Origin of the sequence: Rhodococcus sp. MH15 (assembly GCF_019266045.1) — a bacterium.
GTDB lineage: Bacteria > Actinomycetota > Actinomycetes > Mycobacteriales > Mycobacteriaceae > Rhodococcus_F > Rhodococcus_F qingshengii.
Genome location: NZ_LPNP01000080.1, coordinates 769,973 through 795,060, shown reverse-complemented (window position 1 = coordinate 795,060; position 25,088 = coordinate 769,973). Strand labels below are relative to the sequence as shown.

General features: G+C 62.2%; 22 protein-coding genes. 7 read left to right on the top strand and 15 right to left on the bottom strand.

What is annotated here, in order from left to right; genetic code table 11:
• The first annotated feature begins 70 nt into the window (after positions 1 to 70).
• Positions 71 to 2,029, top strand: coding sequence for a M13 family metallopeptidase (locus ATN37_RS26650; RefSeq protein WP_058037706.1), 1,959 nt, complete (start codon positions 71 to 73; stop codon positions 2,027 to 2,029).
• A 67-nt stretch (positions 2,030 to 2,096) separates the two neighbouring features.
• On the opposite strand, the gene ATN37_RS26645 is transcribed toward ATN37_RS26650, so the two are convergent.
• The 13 genes from ATN37_RS26645 to ATN37_RS26585 form a co-directional block, all read right to left on the bottom strand.
• Complete coding sequence (locus tag ATN37_RS26645) at positions 2,097 to 2,423, bottom strand: YnfA family protein (RefSeq protein ID WP_218695823.1); 327 nt, start codon at positions 2,421 to 2,423, stop codon at positions 2,097 to 2,099.
• Between the two features lie 16 nt (positions 2,424 to 2,439).
• A complete protein-coding gene (locus tag ATN37_RS26640; protein WP_007731405.1) occupies positions 2,440 to 3,525 on the bottom strand; it encodes an ABC transporter ATP-binding protein in 1,086 nt (361 codons plus the stop codon).
• 15 nt (positions 3,526 to 3,540) lie between these two features.
• Entirely contained in the window at positions 3,541 to 4,872 is a 1,332-nt protein-coding gene (locus ATN37_RS26635) for an ABC transporter substrate-binding protein (RefSeq protein ID WP_003940485.1), read from the bottom strand.
• 37 nt (positions 4,873 to 4,909) lie between these two features.
• Complete coding sequence (locus ATN37_RS26630) at positions 4,910 to 5,812, bottom strand: carbohydrate ABC transporter permease (RefSeq protein ID WP_003939837.1); 903 nt, start codon at positions 5,810 to 5,812, stop codon at positions 4,910 to 4,912.
• Positions 5,809 to 6,783: a carbohydrate ABC transporter permease gene (locus tag ATN37_RS26625; RefSeq protein WP_172827032.1), complete on the bottom strand. Its 975-nt coding sequence runs from the start codon at positions 6,781 to 6,783 to the stop codon at positions 5,809 to 5,811. The genes ATN37_RS26630 and ATN37_RS26625 overlap by 4 nt, the downstream gene beginning before the upstream one ends.
• A 74-nt stretch (positions 6,784 to 6,857) precedes the next feature.
• The gene (locus ATN37_RS26620) at positions 6,858 to 7,781 is read right to left on the bottom strand and encodes an Ig-like domain-containing protein (protein ID WP_007731397.1); all 924 of its coding nucleotides are present in this window, start codon (positions 7,779 to 7,781) and stop codon (positions 6,858 to 6,860) included.
• Between the two features lie 216 nt (positions 7,782 to 7,997).
• A complete protein-coding gene (locus ATN37_RS26615) occupies positions 7,998 to 9,680 on the bottom strand; it encodes an FAD-dependent oxidoreductase (protein WP_218695822.1) in 1,683 nt (560 codons plus the stop codon).
• Positions 9,681 to 9,761: 81 nt separating this feature from the next.
• A complete protein-coding gene (locus tag ATN37_RS26610; protein ID WP_218695820.1) occupies positions 9,762 to 10,643 on the bottom strand; it encodes a hypothetical protein in 882 nt (293 codons plus the stop codon).
• Positions 10,644 to 10,653: 10 nt separating this feature from the next.
• The gene (locus ATN37_RS26605; RefSeq protein ID WP_003939815.1) at positions 10,654 to 10,872 is read right to left on the bottom strand and encodes a dodecin; all 219 of its coding nucleotides are present in this window, start codon (positions 10,870 to 10,872) and stop codon (positions 10,654 to 10,656) included.
• A 15-nt stretch (positions 10,873 to 10,887) separates the two neighbouring features.
• The gene (locus ATN37_RS26600) at positions 10,888 to 12,099 is read right to left on the bottom strand and encodes a serine hydrolase domain-containing protein (RefSeq protein ID WP_003940004.1); all 1,212 of its coding nucleotides are present in this window, start codon (positions 12,097 to 12,099) and stop codon (positions 10,888 to 10,890) included.
• A 108-nt stretch (positions 12,100 to 12,207) separates the two neighbouring features.
• A complete protein-coding gene (locus ATN37_RS26595) occupies positions 12,208 to 12,723 on the bottom strand; it encodes a DUF6764 family protein (RefSeq protein WP_039973227.1) in 516 nt (171 codons plus the stop codon).
• 78 nt (positions 12,724 to 12,801) lie between these two features.
• On the bottom strand, positions 12,802 to 13,842 hold the full coding sequence (gene ligD / locus ATN37_RS26590) for a non-homologous end-joining DNA ligase (protein ID WP_003940248.1): 1,041 nt from the start codon (positions 13,840 to 13,842) through the stop codon (positions 12,802 to 12,804).
• Complete coding sequence (locus ATN37_RS26585; protein WP_218695818.1) at positions 13,842 to 14,888, bottom strand: ATP-dependent DNA ligase; 1,047 nt, start codon at positions 14,886 to 14,888, stop codon at positions 13,842 to 13,844. Before ATN37_RS26585 ends, ligD begins: the two co-directional genes overlap by 1 nt.
• A gap of 109 nt (positions 14,889 to 14,997) precedes the next feature.
• On the opposite strand from ATN37_RS26585, the gene ATN37_RS26580 reads away from it, so the two are divergent.
• On the top strand, positions 14,998 to 15,615 hold the full coding sequence (locus ATN37_RS26580; RefSeq protein ID WP_007731384.1) for a hypothetical protein: 618 nt from the start codon (positions 14,998 to 15,000) through the stop codon (positions 15,613 to 15,615).
• 87 nt (positions 15,616 to 15,702) lie between these two features.
• On the opposite strand, the gene ATN37_RS26575 is transcribed toward ATN37_RS26580, so the two are convergent.
• Together ATN37_RS26575 and ATN37_RS26570 are read right to left on the bottom strand one after the other, a co-directional pair.
• Positions 15,703 to 16,854: a magnesium and cobalt transport protein CorA gene (locus ATN37_RS26575; RefSeq protein ID WP_007731382.1), complete on the bottom strand. Its 1,152-nt coding sequence runs from the start codon at positions 16,852 to 16,854 to the stop codon at positions 15,703 to 15,705.
• A 302-nt stretch (positions 16,855 to 17,156) separates the two neighbouring features.
• Complete coding sequence (locus ATN37_RS26570) at positions 17,157 to 17,774, bottom strand: TetR/AcrR family transcriptional regulator (protein ID WP_007731377.1); 618 nt, start codon at positions 17,772 to 17,774, stop codon at positions 17,157 to 17,159.
• Positions 17,775 to 17,874: 100 nt separating this feature from the next.
• Between ATN37_RS26570 and ATN37_RS26565 the strand changes: the two genes are divergently transcribed.
• The 5 genes from ATN37_RS26565 (at position 17,875) to ATN37_RS26545 (ending at position 25,087) form a co-directional block, all read left to right on the top strand.
• Positions 17,875 to 18,789 carry an SDR family NAD(P)-dependent oxidoreductase gene (locus ATN37_RS26565; protein WP_050654830.1) on the top strand — a complete coding sequence of 305 codons (915 nt, stop codon included), beginning with the start codon at positions 17,875 to 17,877 and terminating at the stop codon, positions 18,787 to 18,789.
• 49 nt (positions 18,790 to 18,838) lie between these two features.
• Positions 18,839 to 20,440 (top strand): CdaR family transcriptional regulator, encoded by a 1,602-nt coding sequence (locus tag ATN37_RS26560; RefSeq protein ID WP_007731373.1) that lies wholly within the window; start codon positions 18,839 to 18,841, stop codon positions 20,438 to 20,440.
• 144 nt (positions 20,441 to 20,584) lie between these two features.
• Entirely contained in the window at positions 20,585 to 22,183 is a 1,599-nt protein-coding gene (locus ATN37_RS26555; protein ID WP_099697550.1) for an ABC transporter substrate-binding protein, read from the top strand.
• Positions 22,184 to 22,410: 227 nt separating this feature from the next.
• Positions 22,411 to 24,012 (top strand): ABC transporter substrate-binding protein, encoded by a 1,602-nt coding sequence (locus ATN37_RS26550; protein ID WP_218695817.1) that lies wholly within the window; start codon positions 22,411 to 22,413, stop codon positions 24,010 to 24,012.
• Positions 24,013 to 24,073: 61 nt separating this feature from the next.
• Positions 24,074 to 25,087: an ABC transporter permease gene (locus tag ATN37_RS26545; RefSeq protein ID WP_003940249.1), complete on the top strand. Its 1,014-nt coding sequence runs from the start codon at positions 24,074 to 24,076 to the stop codon at positions 25,085 to 25,087.
• Position 25,088 lies beyond the last annotated feature (1 nt).

Sequence of the window (25,088 nt, the reverse complement as noted above, 5' to 3'; positions counted from 1 at the left end):
GAGATGAACTCGGCGTGGAGCGATCGCGCACACACCGAGCAGTTCGTCATGATCGTGTAAGGATGGAGAAATGACCACGGCTCATCGCTCAGGCATCGACCTCACCCACCTCGACGGCGACACACGGGCGCAGGACGATCTGTTCGTCCACGTCAACGGAAAATGGCTCGCCGAATACGAGATTCCGGCAGACCGCGCAGTCGACGGGGCCTTCCGGACGCTCTACGACAAGGCCGAAGAAGACGTACAGACCATCATCACCGAAGCCGCGGAGTCCAACTCGGCCGCCGGTACCGATGCACAGCGCATCGGCGACCTGTACTCGAGCTTCATGGACGCCGACGCCGTGGAGGCCGCAGGCCTCGGCCCCATCGACGACGAGCTCGACGCCGTCGCCGATGCGCCGGACCGGTCGTCGCTGGCCACCGTGATCGGACGCCACCAGCGCGTCGGCGTCGGCGGTGCCATCTCGCATTACGTCGACACCGATGCCAAGAACTCTGAGCGGTACCTGATCCACTTCAGCCAGTCGGGAATCAGCCTCCCCGACGAGTCGTACTACCGCGAGGACAACTACGCGGAGATCCGCGAGAAGTACGTCGCGCACATCGACAAGATGTTCACCCTCGCCGGCGTCGGCTACGACGCCCAGCGTGTGTTCGAGCTCGAGAAGAAGATCGCGGCCGGGCATTGGGACGTCGTCAAGCGTCGTGACGCAGATCTGAGTTACAACCTGGTGGGCTTCGAGGAACTGACCGAACAGAACCCCGGTTTGGACTGGGCGGCATGGCTGTCCGGTCTCGGCGCCGATTCGGAGAAGTTCGCCGAGATCGTGGTCCGCCAGCCCGATTTCCTGCACACCTTCACCGCACTCTGGGCGTCGGAGTCACTGGACGACTGGAAGGCATGGGCGGCGTGGAAGGTGCTTCATGCCCGCTCCCCTTACCTGCATTCGGCCCTGGTCGACGAGACCTTCGCTTTCTACGGCACCACGCTCTCGGGAACCGAAGAGAACCGTGAGCGCTGGAAGCGCGGGGTAAGCCTGGTCCAGGATCTGCTCGGCGAGGCCGTCGGCAAGCTCTACGTCGATCGACACTTCCCCGCAGAGGCGAAGACCCGCATGCTGGAACTGGTCGCAAACCTGCAGGAGGCGTACCGCCGCAACATCTCCGACCTCGAGTGGATGAGCCCGCAGACTCGTGAGGCTGCATTGGCCAAGCTCGAGAAGTTCACCCCGAAGATCGGTTACCCCGACAAGTGGCGCGACTACGCCGGACTCGAGATCTCGGCAACCGACCTGGTGGGCAACTACCGTCGCGGATACGCCGCCGAGTACGACCGTGACCTGGCCAAGCTGGGCGGCCCCGTCGACCGTGACGAGTGGTTCATGACGCCGCAGACCGTCAACGCCTACTACAACCCGGGCATGAACGAAATCGTCTTCCCCGCAGCCATTCTCCAGCCGCCGTTCTTCGACGCGGCAGCCGACGACGCTGCCAACTACGGCGGCATCGGCGCCGTCATCGGCCACGAGATCGGCCACGGGTTCGACGATCAGGGCGCCAAGTACGACGGCGACGGCAACATGGTCGACTGGTGGACCGACGAGGACCGCAGCGAATTCGGCAAGCGCACAAAGGCTCTCATCGAGCAGTACAACGAGTTCGAGCCCAAGGAACTGCCGGGCCACCACGTCAACGGCGAGTTCACGATCGGCGAGAACATCGGCGACCTCGGCGGCCTGTCGATCGCGATCGCGGCGTACAAGATCGCGACCGAAGGTACCGAACCTCCGGTCATCGACGGACTCACCGGCTTGCAGCGCGTGTTCTTCGGGTGGGCGCAGGTATGGCGCACGAAGGCCCGTGAGGCCGAAGCGCTTCGCCGTCTGGCCGTTGACCCGCACTCGCCGCCGGAGTTCCGGTGCAACGGCGTCGTCCGCAACCTCGACACGTTCCACGAGGAGTTCGACGTCAAGCCCGGTGACGCACTGTATTTGGAGCCGGAGAAGCGTGTGAAGATCTGGTAGCAGGGGCAAGCCCCTGTGCGCGCTTAGGGACCCCCTGGACTCCCTGAGCGCGCACGGGGCCGAAGGCCTACCGGGCGTACATGATCACCCCGACGCCGACCAGACAGATCAGCGCACCGGCGATGTCGAAACGATCCGGGCGGAATCCGTCCATCACCACCGCCCACAGCAGTGAACCTGCGACGAAGATCCCGCCGTACGCGGCGAGGATGCGCCCGAAGTTCGCATCGGGTTGCATGGTGGCGACCAGACCGTAGAGGCCGAGCGAGATGACGCCGAGCCCCACCCAGATCCATCCCTTGTGCTCGTGAATTCCCTGCCACACCAACCACGCGCCCCCGATTTCGAGCAGCGCGGCGAGTACGAACAGCAACAGCGAACGTGCGACGGTCATGCCGCACACAGTATCGCTACAGACGTACTCCGGTCTCCGCGGAAAAGAAGTACACCTCGCCGGCCTTGGGCAGCAGATGAAGCGACTCCCCCGGTGCCACCGACATCTTCCGGTCGACGCGAATGACGATTCGACCGGATCGGCTCTGCCACTGCGAATCCGGGGCACCCTTTGCATAGACGAACGATTCGGCTCCCAACTCTTCGAGCAGATCGGCATCCACGGCCAGCGAGCCCTTTCGCCACGCTCCCACCAGATCCCACGATTCCGGGCGCACTCCCACGACGACCCGCTCCCGCTCGGACGCCCCGGTGGGCAGCGGAATCCGCAGATCACCGAGCACTGCGACGGTACCCTCGACCGGCGCTTCGATCAGGTTCATGCCGGGCGATCCGATGAAGGCGGCCACAAAGGTGTTGACGGGGTTGTCGTAGAGTTCGCGCGGCTTCGCCACCTGCTGCAAGCGACCGTCCAGCATCACCGCCACTCGGTCCCCCATCGTCATCGCCTCGACCTGATCGTGGGTGACGTAGACCGTCGTGGTGCCGAGTCGACGCTGTAGGGCGGCGATCTGCGACCGTGTGCTGACGCGCAGTTTGGCGTCCAGATTACTGAGTGGTTCGTCCATGCAGAACACCTTGGGATGGCGAACGATGGCTCTACCCATGGCAACTCGCTGACGTTGCCCGCCCGACAGCTTTGCCGGTTTCCGTCCGAGCAAGGGTTCGAGTTCGAGCATCCGCGCGGCCTCGAGTACCCGCTCCCGGCGCTCCGTCTTTCCCACTCCGGCATTCTGGAGCGCGAAGCCCATGTTCTGCTCGACGGTCATGTTCGGGTACAGCGCGTAACTCTGAAACACCATGGCGACGTCACGTGCTCGCGGAGCGAGGTGCGTGACGTCCGTGCCGCCGATCTCGATCCGACCGTCCGACGCGGACTCGAGACCGGCGAGCATTCGCAGGCTGGTGGACTTACCGCAACCGGAAGGTCCTACGAGTACCAGGAACTCACCGTCGGCGATGTCGAGGTCGAGACGGTCGACTGCCGGTCGATCGGTTCCTTCGTAGCGGTGCGTGACTCCCGCGAATTGCACGTTGGCCATGAGTGTTCTCTCCTACTACTTCGGCAGCTTGGGGGTGATCTGCCGGTCGATGATCTGCTGCAACTGCGTGGCAACGCCGGCGAATGTCGATGCGACGTCGGCCTTCTGGAGAGCGATCTGCTCGAGTCCGGTGCCGATGATCTGATCCCCACCCGGGACGAACACGCGTGCGTAGTCCTGCGAGCGCGTACGCGAGAGCTGATCCACAGCGGTACGGGAGTTGGGGTTCGCGTCGAGGAACGCCTTCATGCTCGGCTCCGAGGTTGCCGACTTGCGGACCGGCATGTAGCCGACGTTCTGCGAGAAGTACGCCGTGTTCTCACCATTGGTGATGAAGTCGATGAATTTGAGCGCGTTCTTCTTACGCTGATCGGAGATCTTGGACGGGATGGCAAGCCCGGCACCGCCGGTGGGGCAACCGGGAGTTCCGTCCACTGCCGGGAGGAAAGCGGTGCCGAAGTCGAAGTTGGCAGTCTTCTTGATGCCGGACAGATCGCCCGTCGACGCGATGGTCGACGCCAGAATGCCGGTACCGAATTCGTTCGCGATGTCAGTGGAGACCGCGGCGTACTTCTTGTCGTGAATCATGCTGGAGAGGAACTGCCCTGCGGCAATGGTCTTCTCGTTGTCGAGCTGCAGATTCCACTGGTCGGAGTACGAGCCGCCGAACGTCCAGATTGGGCCTTCGTAGGTCCAGCCGAGGTAATCCTTCGCGTTGCCCCACCCGTGTGCCAACTTGCCGTTGCCCACGACCTTCTGCAGCTCGGGTCCCCACTCGTCGAACTCCTGCCATGTCGCCGGCCCACGGTCGGGAAGACCTGCCTGCGACCAGACCGCCTTGTTGTAGTAGAACAACGGCGTCGACCGCGCGTAGGGAAGCGCATAGTGCTTGCCCTGGAACAGGTAGTCGGCGAGCAGTGAATCGACGTAGTCGGCCGAGTCGACCCCCACCTCGGAGAAGAGTCCGTCAAGCGGCTCGATTGCCCCGGCCAGTGCATAGTTGAACCACCAGACATCGGACAGCACAACCACATCGGGCACATCTCCACCGGAGAGGGCAGCGTTGAACTTCTGTGCCACCTCTTCGTAGTTCTTGCCGCCGTCCACCAAGTTGACCTTCAGGTCCGGGTACTTGGTCTGGAAGCGGTTGATCAGTTCCTTCTCCACGTCGGTGGACTTACCCGGGTGGTTCGACCAGAAGGTGATGGTGTTGGAATCACCCGACGCACCGGATGTTCCCGCAGCATCAGCGCTCGACCCGCCGGATCCCGCGCACGCGGTCAGTGCGGCTCCGGCGGCGATTGCACCGCCGAGGCTCAAGAATCCGCGCCTGTTCATGTTTGCCATTACTGCTCCTCGAGAAAGAAATGTGACGGGAAAGCTGTCAGCCCTTGACCGCACCGGAGGTGAGGCCCTTGATCATGTGTCGTTGCAGCAGAAGGAAAATCACCAGGATCGGTAGCATCGTCAGCACCGTTCCTGCCATGACCGGACCCCAGTTGGTAAGTCCGTCGTTGTTCTGCAGTTGGGTCAATCCGATCGGCAGCGGCGCTACCGAGGAATCGTCGGACATGAGGAACGGCCACAGGTACTCGTTCCATTCGTTGACCACCGTGATGATGCCGAACGCCACCATCGTGGGTCCGGAAACGGGGAGCACCACGCGCCAGAGCAACCGCCAGTGGCCGGCTCCGTCCATCCGCGCCGCCTCGACGATCTCCGAAGGGATCGAGAGGAAGTGGTTGCGCATGAGGAACGTACCGAAGGCTACACCCGCGAGCGGAACTATGATGCCCTGGAACGTGTTACGCCAGCCCCACTCTGCCACGAGCGCGTAATTCGAGATCACGGTGATCTGGTTCGGAACCATCAATGCGGCGATGATTCCGAGAAAGACGAAGTTCTTCCCCGGGAAGCGCAGGAAAACAAGCCCATAGGCGCTGAGAGTCCCCAGAACGAACTTCGCCGCCGACAGAATCGTCGTGATCACTATCGAGTTCCGCAAGAACATCCAGAACGGGACCGATGTGGTTGCTTCCGAATAGTTTTCGGGATGCAGCGACGACGGCCACCACGTTGCCGGCTGCGTGTAGATCTCCGGGCGCTCCTTGAACGAGGTCATCACGATCCAGTAGAGCGGCAGGACGATGATGACCAACGCGATCACCATTGCCGCATAGCCGAGGATCTTCACACCGACCTCACGCCGGTCCACGTTCTTGCGGTCCGGCCCCGGCCTAACGACGGAAGTCGGAGCAGCGCTTTTCTTTTCCTCTACCGCTGTCATTTCTCTTCTCCCCGATCCATGGCACGAACCTGGTAGACGGTGATGATCAGCAGGATCAGGAACATGATGGTGGCAACCGTCGCACCGTAGCCCGCCCGGAAGTTTCGGAACGTCTCGTTGTACACCTGGTAGACCATCGTTGTCGTCCCCGTACCCAGCGGGCCACCACGGGTCATGACGTTGATGATGTCGAAGACCTGGAGCGAGTTGAGCATGACGGTGATGGAGAGGAAGAACGTCGTCGGGCGCAACTGAGGTAGGAGAACCCGGCGGAACTTGGTCCACGGCTTGGCGCCGTCGATTTCGGCAGCTTCGTTCAGCTCCTGCCGAACTCCTTGCAGTGCAGCGAGATAGATGACAAACGTGTACCCGAGGTTCTTCCACATGTATGTCACCGTCACCATGAACAGCGCCCAGTGGGGATCCTGATAGAAGTCGGGCGATTGGAGTCCGACACGGTGCAGGAGATCCTGGATCAGGCCGAAGTTGGGGTCGAAGACGAACTGAAACGCGACACCGATCGCTGCACCGGAGATCACGAACGGCGCGAAGATGGCCGACCGAACCAGGTTTCGCCCGACGAGCTTGCGATCGAGCAGCATGGCCAACGCCAAACCGATGACCATCGAACCCACCACTGTAACCAACGTGAATATCACTGTGTTGGTGACGATCTGCCAGGTGTCACTTCGTCCGAACCACTCGCGGTAGTTGCTCAGCCCGATGAACGTCGCCTTCGGGTCCGCAATGTTCCAGTCGAAGAACGAAAGTCGGATGTTGTCCACCAGCGGGCGATAGGTGAACAAGATCAGCAACGCGAGATTGGGGCCGACCAAGAGCGCGAAGAGCGCGTAATCACGCCATGGTCTGCCCCACAGACCTGGCTTGCCTGAAGTGGGCAGCGTTCTTTCCGGACTCGATCTCACTGAGGCAGTCTGACCGCCCGCAACGAATGAATGGTGAACGTACAAGACACTCGAGCTGAACGCGACACGAAAAAGGCCCTGCGCGAATACTTCTCGCGCAGGGCCTTCCTCGTCGATGTCTAGCGGTTCCAGTCGCCCAATCCGTCGGCGCCGCTGAGGACTCCACCTGCGGTGTTCTGCACGATCACCGGGTCACCCTTGCCTGCGTTCTCGAAGAACCACTTGGCGTCCTCGGTGCTGACATTGAGGCAGCCGTGGCTGACATTGGTGAAACCTTGTTGCGCAACCGACCACGGAGCGGCATGGACGAAGATGCCACTGTAGGAAATTCGTGTCGCGTACTCGACGTAGGTGCGGTAACCCTCGGGAGAATCGATCGGGACGCCGTACGTGGACGAATCCATGTACATGTCGCGCAACTGCTCGCCGACGATGTACGTGCCGTTCGGTGTTTCGTGACCCGGCTTGCCGAACGACGTCGGCATGGTGCGCACGACCTCACCGTTGCGGGTGACGGTGACCTGCTTGGTGTTGTCGTCCGCGACGGTGACGAGTGCGTCACCGATGTTGAACGTGGAGTGCGAATCACCGGCGTCGACGGTCACGGAGATGTTCGCCGGCCAGAACTGTGTCGGCTTCCAACGGACCTGGCTGTCGTTGATCCAGTAGAAGCTGCCCTCGACCGGAGGATCGGTGGTCACGCGAATCGCGCGCTCGGCCGTAGCACGGTCGCCGACGGCCTCGTTGAAACGAATGATGATCGGCTGCGCGATGCCGACTGTCTCACCCGCGGACGGATTGAGCGACGGCGCGGAGAAGTTGGGGACGCCGATGGGAGCCTGAATCGGTGTACCCGGGATGCCCGGAACCGGAATCGCCGGATCGAGGTACGGAACGCCGGGAATGACGGGCAACGGAATGTCGGGTCCACCGGGGAAGAGAGGAACGGCCGCGGAAGGTCCGGCGAGAGCCAGGCCGGCAGCCACCGCTCCGACGATTGCCACGGCAACCCGTGACGTCCGACGACCCTGTTTGCTGCCCATGTCACTACCTTCGCTCGAATGACCACGTACTCACGTGGATTTTGCGCGGCCGGCATCGATACCCGCCTGGCACCGATGCCGATGCACCATTCGGACGCGCCCGCCGGGCGCACACCTACACACCCGAGCACGCCGAAGAGAGCAAACCGCACATTTCCATAGTCATTAACACACAAAAGCGGCAATCGAGCAATTCGGATGTTCGCCCAAACGTTGCTATCCGTCGCTGCGGGCAGCGGCCAACATGGATTCGATCGAGATGAGTTTGGTTCGCGGTCGTCCGGTTGCGGCACCGGATGCGCGTTCTGCCTTGTCGATACGCTGCCAACCTTGATAGTCCACCTGATCCGGCGACCGGTCTGCCAACAAAACCTGCAACTTGTCGGCATCCTCGGTCGGGGTGGCGAGGCGCCCACCAGCGAAGTCGTCGAAGATCATCGACACGGTCTCGGCGGAGCAGTACTTGTTGGTGCCGATCACGCCCGTCGGTCCGCGCTTGATCCAACCCGCGACGTAGACACCCGGGATCGGCGTTCCGGTCTCGGTGTCGATTACTCTGCCGTTCTCGTTGGGGATCACGCCGCGAGCGTCGTCGAAGGGCAAGTCGGCCATCGGTGTGCCGCGGTATCCGACCGACCGAAGCACCAGTGAAGTGTCGATCGTCTCCTCGGTCTCGGTAGGCCGGGCGGAGAGCTGACCGGTCGGCGTTGCCACCAATTCGTTTTTCACCATCCGCACCTGCGAGACTTCACCGTCGCCGAGGATCTCGACGGGAGAGGTGAGGAACCGGAGAACGATCCGCTTGCGAGAAGGATCTGCGGTACGCGAAGCAAATTCCTGCGCCTGCTTGACCTTGAGCAGGACGGACGGCTCGGCGGCATCGCTTTCCACGAACGCCTGACTGGCCTCGTCGAGTTCGGCTTCGATCGGGTCGACGACTACGTCCACGTTCGCCATCTGTCCGAGCGCCAACAGTTCGGGATTGGTGTACGCGGCCTGCGCCGGCCCACGACGCCCGAGAATGACCACCTCACGAATCTTGCTGTTCCGCAGCGCTTCCAATGCGTGCTCGGCGAGGTCCGTCTTCGCAAGCTGGTCAGGGTCGGTCACCAGGATGCGTGCGATGTCGAGTGCGACGTTGCCGTTTCCGACGATCACCGCTCGCTCGCCGGACAGATCGAAAGTCCGATCGGCATATCCCGGGTGGCCGTTGTACCAGGCGACGAACTCGGTGGCGGCGTGACTTCCCGGCAGATCCTCGCCCGGGATCTCGAGCTTGCGATCCCCGGCAGCACCCACCGCGTAGATCACTGCGTGGTGATGGTCCAAGAGTTCCGAATGCGAGATGTGGGTGCCCACCTCGACGTTGAAGTGGCAGCGCACAGTCTTCTTCGCGACGACGGCGCGGAACTGATCGGTGACCCCCTTGGTTCCGGGATGGTCTGGCGCCACGCCGGCGCGCACCAAACCGTATGGAGTGGGAAGTCGATCGAACATGTCGACCTCGACGCGAGGCTTGCCGGTCAGTTCCATCGCCGCGTAGCAGGCGGCCGGGCCGGAGCCGACGATCGCCACTTTCAGCGTTCCCAGTTCGGGATCGATCTTGGCCATCGTGATCGGCTCGGGCCAATCCGGGCCCATCGGATGCTTCTCGAAGTACGACGCATTCATCTGCAGGTACGGCGCGTCGTCCTCGTCGAGTTCGTTGTCCGGGAAGATCGCCTCGACCGGGCATTCGTCCACACACGCACCACAATCGATGCAGGTGTCGGGATCGATGTAGAGCATTTCGGTGGTCGCGAACGGAGCTTCGTCCGGTGTCGGGTGAATGCAATTGACCGGACACACGTCAACACACGAGGCGTCGTTGCAGCACGGCTGCGTGATCACATACGCCATGACATTCCCCTATCCCTGAAACACGAAGCTCGAACTGGTTCCCAGACTATAACGTGTTCCAATTTGGCGCGAGAATCGTTTTCAGATCACCCCATTGCGCATCAGCAGCCACACCGCCTGCACGGTGGCGTGACCTCGCCATTCCAACGCCGCGACGGGCGAATAGCTGTCGAAATCCACCGCCCAACCGCCGTCGCCATGTTGTCGCGCAGCGAGCGCAGACAGTTCGGACTCGATCACTGATGCGTCGAACAACGCGCGGGTCGGGCCGCCGGGAAGCGGTGAGAAATCGAGGGGCCGCATGAATTCGCCCTCGGCTCCCCCGTCCACGTGAACCAAGCCGTCGGCCGGGATACGCGAACCAAGAGTGCTCACCAACGACGACGCTTCGGGACTGTTCCGGTGAACCGCGTCGAGAAACTGCAAGGCAAAGGCGAGCTCGAGGGCATGCAGAGAATCGGCCCCGTCGATCGCGTCGAGGCAATATCGAACGGCAGAGGCGAACCACGGATGTTCGGCGACGGCCTCGTCGAATTCGGCGACGCGAGCCGCTGCAGCACACACGATGCTGGTGATCTGCAACGACGGCGCCAACGGATCCGCGCTCACCCAGAAGGGCGCACATCCGGCTGGGTCTGCAATCGGGAAGGCGAAGGGTAAACCGCCGCCTGCCAGCGACTTGGTCTGCAACCAGTCGCACAGTTCGACCGCTCTGGGCGTCGGCGTTCCGATGTCGGCAAAGGCTTCGAAGGCGTGCAGCGCGCCGCCAGGTTGGCTCGATGCCGAGCGAAGATCCGGTTCGAGTCCCCAGCCGTACCCACCGTCCGGGTTGCGATAACTGTCCACAGCCGCCAATGCCGCGGTCCGGTCACCCTGTCCGAGAATCAAATTCAGTCGATGCCGATCGAGAGTTCTGGCATGTCCCGCCATGAACCCGACGGCCGCCCTGAGATCAACACTCATGAACGACGACTCAAGATTCGTCGCCGTCGAGCCGGAAGCCGACCTTCAACGTGACCTGGAAATGCGCCACGGCGCCGTTCTCGATGTGACCGCGAGTTTCCACCACCTCGAACCATTCGAGGTTGCGCACCGTCTCGTTCGCCCGGGCGATGGCGGTGCGAATTGCCGCGTCACTGCTCTCGGTGGACGAGCCGACGATCTCGGTCACCCGGTACACGTTGCTGCTCATGGCATTCCCTTCGTGTCAGATTCGACGAACCAACTCCTGCGCCTCGGCGCCGAGCCTCGCAAGGCGAAGATCACCGAGAGCTGTCACAGCACTACCCAACCTGTTGGTGGTGAAACCGAGCGAGAGTCCGCTGGACAGGTCCGCATACGCGCCTGAACCGCCGACTCCGTAGTGGCCTATCGCATTCCGCGGCTGCCGCCGCGCGGCAATGATCGGCGGGTGGTAACCGAGAGTCCAGTTGGGCCGCACCGCCAGCACGTAATCCCGATCGCGAGTCTGGATGGTCGACATCTGGTCGATGGTCGATTCCTTCAGGAACCGCTTCCCGTCGATCACGCCGCCGTTCGCGATGGCGCCGTACATCTTCGCGAGAGCACGCGCGCTGAACACTCCGTTCCAGCCCGGCATGACGGCGTCGTGGACAGCCGGGTTGCGCACCATGACGTCGAAACCGTCCGGCATCGCGGCCTCCGCGAGTCCGCGAGTCGGACCGACGTGTGAGAGCACGGTCGACGCGAAGGCCCAGTTCAAGCCGGCAGGGTTGATATGTGGGAACAGCTTCGCGATCCGTGGACGCTCGGTTTCGGGTACGCGGTACCAGAATTCGTCGACTCCGAGGGGCTTCGCTATCTCCGCTTGTACGACGTCGATGAACGGCTGACCGGACACCCTGGCCACAAGTTCGGCTACCAACCAGCCGTAGGTCACAGCGTGATAGCCGGGGCCTCGAAGCCGACGCGGATCCGGTTTCTCGGCAGCCAGGGCGGCAACGACCGCGTCGTAGTCCATCAGGTCGAGAGGATGCGGCATCAAGCCGCGAACTCGGTGAAGGCCCGCGCGATGTGACATCAGTTCACGGACGGTGATCTTGTCCTTGCCGGCCGCCGCGAATTCAGGCCAGTACCGAGCAACCGGGGCGTCGTAGTCGATCAACCCACGTTCGGCGAGTCGGTGAACGACGGTGCTGGCGACGCCTTTGCCGGTCGAGAACGACAGCGACACCGTGTCGTGGTCCCAGCGCCGATCACGATCGGCATTGCCGGCCCAGATGTCGAGCACTTTCTCACCGCCCAGGTACACGACGAGAGCGCCGCCACCTTGTTGCGGTTGGCGATACATCGCGAAGAAGCGGTCGGCCAAGGGAAGGAATCGCCGGTCCACGTACAGCTCGGTGCGCGAAGGCACCTCCACCCGGGCGAGTGAACCCCGTCGTGCACTGGGAGTCATCGCGTCCTCCGATCCCCGCTGATCAAGTTGCCCGGTCACCCGATCGGTGGCAGGAGCTTGACACCATTGTGACCACTGTCACGCAAGAGGCTCAGGGCCGGGGTGCCCTCACGGGGTGACCCACGTCGAAGTGCCGTCGCTGAAACATCCCTGACCTGTGGCGATATTGAAAACAAGGGTGGGACCACCTGAGCAGATCGCCCCGACGTCCGCGTCACCCACTGCCGCTCTGCCGCCAGGTCCGCTGAGCACCACGGCAAAGGGTGAGGAGTCGGTGCGACCGAGTGCGAGCGAACCCGGGCCGTACGCGACCGCGGCAAGTAACCCACCGCGCGACTCCGCCGCAGCAACGCCGCCGAAGAGGCCGAGGCCTGCCGACCTGCCGCCGTCTCGAGAATCCGCGACGCCGACGCCGTCGCCCTCGACGTGTGAAATCGCGTAACTGGAGGGATCTGCCACCGCTCGGCATGCGGATGACCCGTCGACGATCGTCTGATCTTGCCCGCGCGCCGAACAATCCAACGTCGCGGCTGACGCTGTTCCGCTACCGAGTGACAATCCGAAGGCGGCAAGAATCACACCGCCCGCCGCTAAGCTTGCTGCTCGCATTTTCCGGCGATCCATATCCAACCCCCACAGTGCATTCGACGTGACCGTACATTCGACGTCTGATCGAATTACCCGATATGTCCGCCTCTGACGCTACCCGTCTTTGTTCTTCCGATCGCGGTCCTTGCTCGGTTGAACACGTTTGGGTTCACCGGGCATTTTGGGATAGTTCGGCGGGTACGGCAGATCGCCCAGTCCTGCCGCCAGATCCTTCTCCCACATCTCCAACAGAACATCGAGGGCAAAGGCCTTGTCGTGCATGGCTTCCATCGGATCACCACGATCGGCGAGCAAGCCGGGAACCGTGGCGATGGTGCAGTCGTCTGGATGCACGTCGCGCAGTTCGTCCCAGGTCACCGGCGTCGACACAGTTGCGATCGGCGTCTTACGAGCGGAATACGCCGCCGCGATCGTCCGGTCACGGGCATTCTGATTGAAGTCGATGAAGATCCGTTCACCCCGCTCTTCCTTCCACCACGCGGTTGTGGCGCGATCGGCACTACGACGCTCGACTTCACGGGCGAGGGCGATACCCGCGTGACGGACCTCGACAAAATCCCAGCGCGCCTCGAGCGGGATGTAGACGTGAAGGCCTCGGCCACCGGACGTCTTGGGAAATCCTTCCAATCCCAACTCAGCGAGCAGAGGGCGAAGGACCTCGTCCGCGATGGCAACGGCCTCGTCGAACCCGGTCCCCGGTTGCGGATCGAGATCGATGCGCAGTTCGTCCGGGTGGTCGGTGTCCGGGCACCGCACGGCCCAGGGATGAAACGTGACAGTCCCGAGATTGGCGGCCCACACGATGTTCGCAGCACTTCGCACTCGAAGGACGTCGGCCTTGCGACCCGACGGGAACGTGACCTCGCAGGATTCGACGTGCTCGGGCCGTTTTGCCGGCAGCCGCTTCTGGTAAACCTCTTCGCCCTCGATGCCGTCGGGGAATCGCTGAAGATGAGTTGGCCGATCTTGGAGCGCCCGCAACGCTGCACCCTGCAGCGCCACCGTTCGGTAGTACTCGACAAGATGCCGTTTGGTTCCGCCGTCCTCACCCAACTGCGGATAGTAGATCTTGTCCGGGCTCGACAATCGGACCGCGATCCCGTCGACGTCCAGTTCCTCTGCCGGGCTCGCCATCACTTACCGCCTGCAAGAACATCCGCGAAGTCGTATCGCACCGGAACCTCCAACTGATCGAATGTGCATTCGTCGGGCACCCTGTCCGGACGCCAGCGCAGGAATCGTGCGGCGTGCCGAAAGCGTTCCCCTTCCATCTGGTCGTACGCCACTTCGAGCACCCGCTCAGGACGAAGCGGAATCCAGGAGCGGTCTGCGGCCGATCTCCACCGGCTGGCCTCTCCCTCGGCTACAACGTCGTCCCCGAGGCGCAAAGGTTCGAGTTCGGCCAACAACTCGATCCGCCGCGCCGCGGTGAAAGCAGAAGCGCCACCGATCATCTTCAATTCGGAACCGTCGTACAGACCAAGAAGCATCGACCCGATACCTGGCTGACTCTTGTGGGGACGGTAGCCCAGCAGTACGACATCCGCGGTCCTGGCGTGTTTCACCTTGATCATCTCGCGCTTGTTCGGCAGGTACGGTCCCGCCAGCTTCTTGGCGACAACCCCGTCGAGACCCGCGCCTTCGAAGGTTTCGAACCAGGCCATTGCTTCGGCGCTGTCGGCCGTCGCTGCCGTGACGTGGCAACTCGGCCCGCCACCGATGCAATCGAGGAGCAGCGCACGTCGGACCCCGAAGTCCTCGATCGAGACGTCGCGATCGCCGAGCGCCAGTAAATCGAACCCGACAAATTGCGCGGGCGTCTGTTCCGACAACAATGCGACGCGGCTCGCGGCGGGGTGAATCCGCTCGGAGAGCGCTTCCCAACTCAGGCGCGTCACACCGTCGATCTCACGGGGAACCACCAGTTCTCCGTCCACCACACATTTTTCGGGCAATTCAGACTTGACGGCTTCCACCGCTTCGGGAAAGTACCGCGCCAGGTCCTTTCCTCCTCGCGATCCGAGCACCACTTCGTCACCGTCACGAAAGATGATTGCTCGAAATCCGTCCCATTTCGGCTCGTACGACCACGTCGGGTCACCGGACTCGGGCTGAGGCGGCACAGTGGCCGCAGCCTTCGCGAGCATCGGGGCGAGCGGCGGCATCAGGGGTAGCTCCACCTACCCATACTGACAGTCCGGTTGGCAATTCGACTACCGATGTATTGGAATAGGTCCCGAACAATCCACGAACCAACAGAACTATCCAAGAATCAACAAAGGGGTCCTTATGTCCGGAATCGTCCGGCGACTTTGCACTGCGGTGATCGCAACTTCTGCAATCGCCGCCTTCACCGTCGGTTGCGGTTCCGACATCGAGCCGAAAGCCATTGCGGAATCATCTTCCTCGGTTGCCGATTCGACCACTACCTCCGCAGCCCCGACCACCTCGAAGATCACCGGCCAGGAGGGTTCGGACGACGGCGGCGACGTCGACATCGACGTGTCGATCGGTGATTGCGTCAAACTCGGCGGTACCACGACGGCCGCGGAAATCGACAACGCGGACTGCGGTAGCAAGGATTCCAACTACAAGGTGGTCGCCAAGGTTCCCACCTCTGATCTGTGTGCCTCCGATGTCGACTCGTACTACTACGAGACCCTCGCGGGTGACGAGCAGGGCGCTGTCTGTCTCGACGTCGACTGGGTAGTCGGCGGATGCATGGATCTCGGCAGCGGAATGGACGAGCCCGCCCGCATCGAATGCTCGGATACCAGCGGCACCAACGTCGTCGAGGTCGTCGAAATTCTGCAGAACTCCACGTCGATCGACGAATGCGGTTCGGGGGCAGACTCGGGATTCGAGCACCCGGAACGTAAGTTCACGGTCTGCGTCGCAACGCTCTGATTCGAGCGCCCTCCCGAAGAACACCTGTGCGCCTTGCCAACCGATCTCGGTTGGCAAGGCGCACAGCGCTTTCTACACCAATGCTTTCTACAACCAGCCCCGACGTTTGAAGATCGTGTAGAGACTTCCACACGTCAGGAACATCATCGAGAGTGCAAACGGATAGCCCAAGTGCCAGTGCAGCTCCGGCATGTCGTCGAAGTTCATCCCGTACACGGTTCCGATGAGCGTCGGCGCGAAGAGAATTGCCGCCCACGCCGAGACCTTCTTGATCTCCTCGTTCTGCGCGTAGCTTGCCTGCGTCAGATTGCGCATCTCCTCGTTCTGGTTCTGCGACACCAGAGTTGCGTTCACCGTGAGGATGTTTCCGAGCAACTGACGAAAGCCGTCGGCCCGCTCCACCACAGTCGTCGCATGGTCGGTGACGTCGCGCAGGTATCGCTGGAGTTCCTCGTCCGTGTGGTACTTGTCGAACCCTGCCGACAACCCACGCAGCATTCCCAGCAGCGGACGCGTCGCCCGCTGGAATTCGATCACCTCACGGGTCAGTTCGTAGATGCGACGCGAAACTCCGGGATCGCCACTGAATACTTCGGTTTCGATCTCGTCGATGTCGTTCTGCAGTCCGGCCACCACCGGGGCGTACCCGTCGACGACTGCGTCGAGAATGGCATAGAGAACGGCCTCGGTACCCAACCGCAACAGGTCAGGATCGTTCTCCATGCGAGTCCGCACCGCCGACAGATCCGGCGATTCACTGTGACGGACGGTCAGAATGAAGTTCGGACCACAGAAGATGTGCAACTCGCCGAATTCGACCCGCTCGGTCTCGTCGCGGTACCGCGCAGCACGCAGCACCACGAACAGTGTCTTGCCGTAGCGCTCGAGCTTGGGGCGCTGGTGCGCGACGATCGCATCCTCGACCGCCAGTTCGTGGAGGTCGAAATGTTGTGCAGCGGCATACAACTGGGCGTCGTCGGGCCGGTACATGCCGATCCACGCCATCGACTGCGAATCCGGAAGGCATGACAGTGCTTCCGCCAGCGTGGACGGTGACGCTATCCGCTCGCCGTCGCGGTACACGCCGCTGTTGACGACGGTCGATTCGACGGGCGCCACCGCCTCGGGCGGGGCAGCCTTGACGACGGTGCGTGCGGCACGCGAGTGTCCGGGATGTGAGTCACCGAGCCCCGCGGAACGACGCGGCAGTACCGAACGTGAACGACGAAATTCGCGCATGCTGAACAGCTTTCGAGGGAAGAGTGAACGACGACGCTTGCTTCACAGCAAAGCCGAAGCCGATGAACACACGATGAAGCTGCAGCAAAATACCGGATCAACCCGGGCGGCTACAGCTTCAGTTGGTACTCGGAGGTTGGCCACGCATTACAGCCACACCTCCTCTTCCCTGAATTCCTACGCAAGTCCGCGCACGACGCCAACATGCTACCCCGACTGTCAGAGCGGGACAAACCGAACGACAAGCCGCAGGACAGCACGAACCGGTCGGAGGAAACCCGCTCGACGAATGCAGCTTTCAGTCAGTTCGCAGCGCGCAATCCGCCGATCAACAGTTCGACGATCTGGTCCGCCAACGACTCCGTCTCCGCCAAAGTCTGCCCTTCACGCCTTCGGTACCAGAGGTCGATGCCGTTGAGACTGCTGAGGAGGACTTTTGCCGCCATTCGAGGTGAGCCCGCACGAATGGAACCATCCGCGACACCTTCGGTCATCACGTCGACGAACAGATTCTCGTAATCGAGTCGCAGCGAATTCAGTTCCACGAGGACTTGCTGTTGTCTCGGTTTGAGCGCGGAGTTCATCTGGCCCCGGACGCCTTGGTGGATCGTGTGGTGGTACCCGAGATGTGTCATGAGATTGACCAGGTGGGCGTGCGACATCGCTTCGAGACGCGCGAGGCCGCTTTCTGCCCCGCCCATCCGAGACTCGACCTCAGCGCGGAGCAGGCTCATCCCGCGCTCGTAGATTGCCAGGTAGATGTCGAACTTGGAACGAAAGTGGTAGTAGACAAGACCTTTGGTGGCGCCGATTCGATCGGCCAGTAAATCTACAGTCGTGGCTGCGTAACCGTCTTCGGCAAAGGCGTCGGCGGCGCTGGTGATGATCGCGGATCGCACGTCCGGAAGATCACTACTCATTCGACTTCCACTCCCATTCACACTGCCTGCCGGCCCTTGACTGTTTCCACGCCATCGCATAGTAATACTGAGTAGTATCCCAGATCAGAGAGGTTTTCCAATGTCGTTGGATTTTTCCGGCAAGGTAGCGATCATCACGGGCGCAGGCGGCGGACTCGGCCGTTCACACGCATTGGCCCTCGCCGCACGCGGCGCACGCGTCGTCGTCAACGACATGGGTGGCTCGGTCAACGGCAGTGGCGGCGCTGATACCGCAGCAGCCAAGGTAGTGGCGGAAATCGTCGAGCTGGGCGGCGAGGCCATCGCGGACCACTGCGACATCACTGACGTCGACGCCGTTGCCGCCATGGTCGCGACGGCCGTGGACAAGTGGGGCCGCGTGGACATCCTGATCAACAACGCCGGAATCCTGCGCGACAAGTCGTTCATCAAGGCCGAGCTCGACGACTTCCGCAAAGTCATCGACGTGCATCTGATGGGTTCCGTCATCTGTTCCAAGGCAGTCTGGCCGCACATGGTCGAACAGAACTACGGACGCATCCTCATGACTACGTCGGCATCGGGAATTTACGGCAACTTCGGCCAGGCGAACTACGGCGCCGCGAAGTCCGGCGTCGTCGGCCTCATGAACGTTCTCGCCATCGAGGGCGAACGCAAGGGCATCCGCGTCAACTCGCTGGCCCCGACCGCCGCGACCCGCATGACCGAAGACCTCCTCGACGAGAAGACTCTCGCTCTGCTTGCACCCGAATCGATTTCACCCGGCGCACTGTTCATGGTCTCCGATGACGCACCGACGAAGACCATCCTCAGCGCCGGCGCCGGCGTCTTCGCGATCGCTCGCATGGAAGAGTCGCAGGGCGTCTACATCCCCGAAAGCGCACTCTCCCCCGAGGTCGTCGCCGAACGGTGGTCCGAGATCAGTGACATGACCGATTCCGTCCAGGTGCCCGCGGCGTTCGATCAGACCCGCCGGTTCGTCGAGAAGGCCGTGGCGGAGCAGCCCAGCAACTGAGCAGAGCAACCAGACAACTGATCGACCCCGCTCCCCCTAAGGTGTGGTGGTGACCACACCTACGGGAGTATCGATCGTCGACATCGTCGACAGACTGGGAATGACGTTCCTCAGCGGTGGCGACACTGTCGACGGCGCCCGCACTGTCAGCCGCGTGACCCTGCACGAAGGGTCCGAAGCTACCCAGGACAGTGCGGGCGCCGTCGTACTCGGCGCAGGTCTCGCAGGTTCGGCCGATATCGCAACGGCGGTAAGAGAATACGGCTCGGCAGGTGCGGTAGCGCTGATCGTCAAAGAGCCCCTGGACTTCGACGGCCTCGTCGAGAAGGCGGTGGCCGACACCGACGTCGCACTCCTCGGAATGGTCAAGGATGCAAGCTGGCTGCAAAGCGCGTCGTTGATCAACGAGATCCTCGAATCCGGCAACAACGGGGACCGCACGTCGGCCGCCGACGCCGACCTGTTCGATCTTGCCAACTCGATCGCTCAGGTATTGAACGGCCCGGTCACCATCGAGAATCAGTCGAGCCGGATCCTCGCGTTCTCGGCGGATCAAGCCTTCGGCGACGAGGCACGTAAGCAGAGTGTCCTCGGACATCAAGTGCCGCAGCACTATTCCGATCGGCTCAGGTCAATGGGGTATTTCAACAAGATCTACGGCTCTACCCTGCCGGTATTTCTACCGGGTATCGGGCCGGGCATCAGGCCCCGCGTCGGCATGCGAATACATGCGGCATCGCAGATCCTCGGTTCGATCTGGGTGATCCTGGACGAGGAGCCGAACGAATTGCAGGTCAAAACGCTCGTCGAGGCGGCGGGCGTGGCCGCGATGAGTTTGCTTCGCGCCAAGCTGGCAGCCGATTCCGCACGACGGCTGAGGTTGGGCGAGGTGATCACGTTACTGAGTGGCGGCACTTCAGCCAAGGAAGCGGCCGAGCGACTGGGCTACGGCCGCTCGAAGGCAAACGTACTTGCGGCCGGCTTCCGTAGCGGCGCCGGTGCATCGTTGGAGGCCGAAGCCGATGTCGATCAACTGGCCCTGACACTCAATACCTATCTCGACCAAGTATTTCCGCTGTCGGTGGCGGCAGCGATCGGCGGCACCGTCTACGCCGTCATCCCACACACCCGGCACCAGACCGACGACGACTACGTGCGTCGGATCGCGTCGGAGTTTGCAGACCGTTCCCGTTCGGAAAAGTCGGTGGTCATCGGAATCGGTGCGACAGTGGCCGACGTGATGACGCTGGAGAAGTCACGCGACGAAGCCGACCGAGCACTTCGCGTTCTGAGGTCGACGTGGAATTCTTCGGGCCGGACCGTCGCGCGCGCCGACGACGTGCAGATCAATTCCCTACTTCTGCGCCTCTCCGACGCCCTGGCGGACGAGAACGAGACCGCATCGGGTCCGCTCGCGGTACTGCGCGAGTACGACCGCAGTCACGACATCAACCTTGTCGACACTCTCCGCGCCTGGCTCGACACGTTCGGCGACATTCCGGCTGCTGCGTCCTTGGTTCACATCCACGTCAACACGTTCCGGTACCGCCTCAAGAAGCTTGCCGGGATTGCCGGCATCGATCTCGATGATCCGGAAACTCGATTCAGCCTGATGCTCCAGCTTCGTCTCTTCCATCCGACAATGTTGTAGCGATCTACCAAGTCTCACGAAACATTCGTAAATCCGGACGATGTTCTCGTTCTTTTGTTGGGTGAAGATTCAAGCAATCGTCTTTTGCTCCTGACCCGACAGACCTCGCGTCACTCGGGCGGGACCACACCTTCCGGAGGCACCATGAAACAACGGTCCTACGCACTACTGGCCGCGGCAACCGGCACTGTCCTTGCCCTGACCGCATGCTCGTCGGGTGGATCATCAGGTTCGGGTGGGGGTGAGCCGCTCACCGACGGCACCTTCAAGTTTGCACTCGTGGCCGACCCCGGCGCTCTGAATCCGCTGATGACTGCCGCTTCACCGGCACACGCACTGGCACGTCTGAGCTACGACTATCTGCTCAACCCAGATCCCGATACCGGCGTCACCAGGCCGTGGCTCGCCGAAAAATGGGAAGAGACAACTACTTCCGCGTCGTTCACCATTCGCGACGGCGTCACCTGTACCGACGGATCCGCCCTGACTGCTCAGACTGTCGCAGACACCGTCAACTTCATCACGAACGCCGCAAACAAATCCGCTCTCCGCGGGGTGTACGCACCGGCAACTGCAACTGCCAACGCCGACCTGGCAACACGGACAGTGACTGTTACGACTCCGGAGCCCTCGCCCTTCCTGCTCCTCAATCTGGCGCGGATTCCGATCATGTGCGAGGCAGGGTTGAAGGATCCGACGGCGGCAAACAAGACGACCTTCGGATCGGGCATGTTCCAGATGACCGAGGCAGTCGCCAACGATCATTACTCCTACGTTCGGCGCGACGGATACAACTGGGGACCTGACGACACCACCTCCGACACTGCCGGAGTGCCCAAGAATGTCGTCGCGTCCATCGTGACCAATACGAGTACGTCTGCGAATCAGCTGTTGTCCGGTGATCTGAATGCCGCCGCCGTCTCCGGCGCCGATCAGGACCGATTGAATGCCGCGAACCTGAACACGGTCAAGCAGCCGGCTCCGGCAGGCGAGATGTTCTTCAATCACAGCCCGGGTAATCCGACCAGCGATCCGGCCGTGCGCAAAGCCCTTGTCCAGGCGCTCAATCTCGACGACCTCGCCGAGATCTTCACCGCCGGCCGCGGAACCCGGTCTACCACGATGGTGTCCATCGAACCGAGGGCCTGCATCTACGACTCTGTCGCCGGAAACCTGCCGGCCTTCGATCCCAGCGCAGCCGCAGAAACTCTCGAATCAGCGGGCTGGAAAATCGGTGCCGACGGTAAGCGCAGCAAGGACGGCACACCGCTCCGACTTCGGATGGTCTACGAAACGTTCGGTGACTCGACCGATGCTGCCGCCGACGTCGCACTCAACGCTTGGAACAATCTGGGCGCAACTGTCGAACTCACCAGCGGAGACTCGAACAAGATCCTCGATGTAGCACTCAGCGGCAAGGACAACACCGCGTGGGATGTTGCGTGGGAGCCGATCAACGTCGCGCTGCCCAGCATGCTCGTACCCTTCCTCTCCGGTCCGGTGCCAGCTGCGGGACTCAATTTCTCGTCGATCTCCAACCCGGCCTACGACGCAGCCGTCGCCAAGGCTTCGGGACTGACCGGCGAGGATGCTTGTGCCGCTTGGGCAGACGCCGAATCAGAGATCATCAAAGCAAACTCCGCGGTACCTTTTGCCGACAAGATCACGACTCTCTACTTCAACAATGCGGGTCTCGCATTCGGCCGTAATTTCACCGGTTCGGCCCTGCGCCTGTACCAGTAGACCGCCGGTAGCGACCGGGGAAATCGTCGTGTTTCGCCGGTCGCTGTCGGTATACGGACAGGTATTCACTGATCCTGACGGTTTTCGTGGGAGCGGACGAAAATCGACCCGATTTTCGTGAGGATCGACAGAGATGCGCGTCACGTCATGCGCCAAGATTTAGCAGTCAACACTCAACCGCGCCCTCACGTTTTTCGCTCGGGCCCCTGCTCCATCACGGAGGCACCATGAAACACCGCTTCTATCCAACACTTGCGGCAGCCGCAGGGCTCACGCTTGTGTTGTCTGCTTGTGGCTCGGGAGGCACGTCCTCGGGCGCCAGTGGCGGTGAACCGGCCACCGACGGGACCTTCCGTTTCGCCCTGCAGGCCGATCCGGGTGCACTCAACCCGATCATGTCGGCCGCCTCGGCGACCGCCGAGTTGTCTCGTTTGGCGTACGACTACCTGATCTACCAGGATCCCGATACCAGTGAAGTCGGACCGTGGTTGGCGGAGAAGTGGGAGGAGACCCCGACCTCGGCGTCCTTCACCATCCGTGACGGGGTGACCTGTACCGACGGATCGACGCTGACACCGCAGACCGTCGCGGACAACATCAACTTCGTGGCCAACCCGGACAACGGTTCACAGTTGCGCGGGTCCTCCGTACCGACCGGCGCCACTGCGACTGCCGATCCGGCAACGCGCACTGTCACGGTGACCACTCCGGCGCCGAGCCCGTTCCTTCTTCTCAACGTCGGTCGCCTGCCGATCCTGTGCGAGGCCGGATTGAAAGATCCGACAGCGTCGAACAAGAAGTCGCTCGGCACCGGCATGTTCGAAGTCACCGAAGTTGCCGCCAACGACCACTACACGTTCCAGCGTCGCGAGGGCTACAACTGGGGCCCCGACGGCACGACCTCCGACACCCCGGGCGTCCCCAAGACGGTCGTCGCCGCCATGTCGCCGAACGTGAGCACCGCCGCAAATCAGCTGCTCTCGGGTGAACTCAACGCAGCTCCGATCGCCGGTCCGGACAAGGACCGCGTCGCGGCAGCCAATCTGGACTCCGTCGGTCGGCCTCTGCCGGCAGGCCAGATGTACTTCAACCAGATCGCGAGTAATCCCACCAGCGATCCCGCAGTGCGCAAGGCCCTGATCCAAGCGGTCGATCTCGACGACCTCACTCAGGTCATCACCGCCGGACACGGTGTCCGGGCAACCAGCCTCGTCGCCGTCGAACCGCGCGCCTGCGTTTACGACTCTGTCGCAGGCAACCTTCCGGACTTCGACCTCACTGCCGCCAAGGCAACACTGGACGGCGCTGGTTGGACCGCCGGCGCTGACGGCAAGCGAAGCAAGGATGGCAAGCCGCTCAATCTCCGCCTCGTGTACGACGGCACCGACGATCCGCGCAACGCGGCGGCCGAACTTGCTCAGTCGGCGTGGTCCGAACTCGGCGCAAACGTCGAGGTGACCGGGGGCGACTCGAACAAGATCATCGACGTCATTCTGAGCGGCAAGGACAACTCTGCCTGGGACATCGCCTGGGTCCAGGTCAACTCCTCGCTGCCCAGCACCTTCACTGCGTACTTTGCCGGGCCGGTTCCCGCAGCAGGCAAGAACTTCGGATCGGTCAGCAACCCCGCCTACGAAGCAGCAGCCACCAAGGCTTCCAGTCTGACCGGTAGCGACGCTTGTGACGCCTGGGCCGACGCCGAGTCGGAGCTCACCAAGACGATCGCGGCCGTGCCCTTCGCAGACTCCGTCATGAACGTGTACTTCAACAAGGCCGGACTCTCATTCGGCAAGTCGCTCAACGGTTCTGCGCTGCGTCTCTACCAGTAGGCCGTCCGCCCACTCTGAAATATCTTCCCGCCCCAGCATCCCGCCCTCGGAAAGACAGCCCATGAGTCAAACTATTGAAGCCGCGAAACCAGAAGCGGCGCCTCAGGCTCGAGCAAAGTGGCTCGAGTCCGACAGCTGGCCCGCATATCTTCTGCGTCGTTTCGGCACCTTCGTGATTTCACTCTGGGCGCTGGTGACTGCGGCGTTCCTGATGCTCCAACTGATTCCGGGAGACCCGGTTCGGTTGGCACTGGGAATGAACGCACCGGTCGAACTGGTCGAGACAACGAGGTCTCAGCTCGGTTACGACCTTCCCTTGTGGCAGCAGTACTTCCGATTCGTCGGCGGGTTGCTGAGCGGGAATCCCGGTGACTCGATCACCTTGAGGACTCCGGTCTTCGAGGTGATCGCGTCCCGCCTACCGGCAACACTCGAACTGGCTGTACTCACAGTCGTCACGGTGCTGCTAGTGGGCATTCCGATCGGCCTCATCTTCGCTGCACTGACCCGCAACGGTCGACGACGCGGAGTCGAGATCGGTTACACCGCAACGTCGGGCACCATCGCCGTGATCCCCGAGTTCATGTTCGGTACGGCGCTGGTCTACCTCTTTGCCGTCACGTTCCCTGTTCTGCCCGTCGCCGGCCGAGGTGGACCGGAAAGCTACATCCTCCCGGTCGCGGCCATGTCGATCGGTGCCATCGCCTCGATGTCGCGCATCGTCCGTGCAGAGGCGCTCGGCGTGTTGGACATGGACTACATCCGTACGGCGCGCGCCAAGCGAATGCCCGTGGCACGAATCTACTTCCGTCATGCAATGCCCAACCTCATGACGTCGACGCTGACGCTCGCCGGACTCCTCCTGGGTGGTCTGATTGCCGGCACCGTGCTCATCGAGAGCATCTTCGCCTGGCCCGGCATGGGCATGGCGCTGGTCAAGTCCATCACCGAGAAGGACTACCCGCTCGCCCAGACACTGGTCGTGATCTACGGCGCCATCGTCCTTCTCATCAATTTCATCGTCGACGTGGTGCTCGCTCTCATCGACCCACGATCCACAATTCGGGAGAACTGAG

Coding starts and splice junctions, on each gene's coding strand:
- ATN37_RS26650 (WP_058037706.1), top strand. CDS start 71: ATGACCACGGCTCATCGCTCAGGCATCGACCTCACCCACCTCGACGGC.
- ATN37_RS26645 (WP_218695823.1), bottom strand. CDS start 2,423: ATGACCGTCGCACGTTCGCTGTTGCTGTTCGTACTCGCCGCGCTGCTC.
- ATN37_RS26640 (WP_007731405.1), bottom strand. CDS start 3,525: ATGGCCAACGTGCAATTCGCGGGAGTCACGCACCGCTACGAAGGAACC.
- ATN37_RS26635 (WP_003940485.1), bottom strand. CDS start 4,872: ATGGCAAACATGAACAGGCGCGGATTCTTGAGCCTCGGCGGTGCAATC.
- ATN37_RS26630 (WP_003939837.1), bottom strand. CDS start 5,812: ATGACAGCGGTAGAGGAAAAGAAAAGCGCTGCTCCGACTTCCGTCGTT.
- ATN37_RS26620 (WP_007731397.1), bottom strand. CDS start 7,781: ATGGGCAGCAAACAGGGTCGTCGGACGTCACGGGTTGCCGTGGCAATC.
- ATN37_RS26615 (WP_218695822.1), bottom strand. CDS start 9,680: ATGGCGTATGTGATCACGCAGCCGTGCTGCAACGACGCCTCGTGTGTT.
- ATN37_RS26610 (WP_218695820.1), bottom strand. CDS start 10,643: ATGAGTGTTGATCTCAGGGCGGCCGTCGGGTTCATGGCGGGACATGCC.
- ATN37_RS26605 (WP_003939815.1), bottom strand. CDS start 10,872: ATGAGCAGCAACGTGTACCGGGTGACCGAGATCGTCGGCTCGTCCACC.
- ATN37_RS26600 (WP_003940004.1), bottom strand. CDS start 12,099: ATGACTCCCAGTGCACGACGGGGTTCACTCGCCCGGGTGGAGGTGCCT.
- ATN37_RS26595 (WP_039973227.1), bottom strand. CDS start 12,723: ATGGATCGCCGGAAAATGCGAGCAGCAAGCTTAGCGGCGGGCGGTGTG.
- ligD (WP_003940248.1), bottom strand. CDS start 13,842: ATGGCGAGCCCGGCAGAGGAACTGGACGTCGACGGGATCGCGGTCCGA.
- ATN37_RS26580 (WP_007731384.1), top strand. CDS start 14,998: ATGTCCGGAATCGTCCGGCGACTTTGCACTGCGGTGATCGCAACTTCT.
- ATN37_RS26575 (WP_007731382.1), bottom strand. CDS start 16,854: ATGCGCGAATTTCGTCGTTCACGTTCGGTACTGCCGCGTCGTTCCGCG.
- ATN37_RS26570 (WP_007731377.1), bottom strand. CDS start 17,774: ATGAGTAGTGATCTTCCGGACGTGCGATCCGCGATCATCACCAGCGCC.
- ATN37_RS26565 (WP_050654830.1), top strand. CDS start 17,875: ATGTCGTTGGATTTTTCCGGCAAGGTAGCGATCATCACGGGCGCAGGC.
- ATN37_RS26555 (WP_099697550.1), top strand. CDS start 20,585: ATGAAACAACGGTCCTACGCACTACTGGCCGCGGCAACCGGCACTGTC.
- ATN37_RS26550 (WP_218695817.1), top strand. CDS start 22,411: ATGAAACACCGCTTCTATCCAACACTTGCGGCAGCCGCAGGGCTCACG.
- ATN37_RS26545 (WP_003940249.1), top strand. CDS start 24,074: ATGAGTCAAACTATTGAAGCCGCGAAACCAGAAGCGGCGCCTCAGGCT.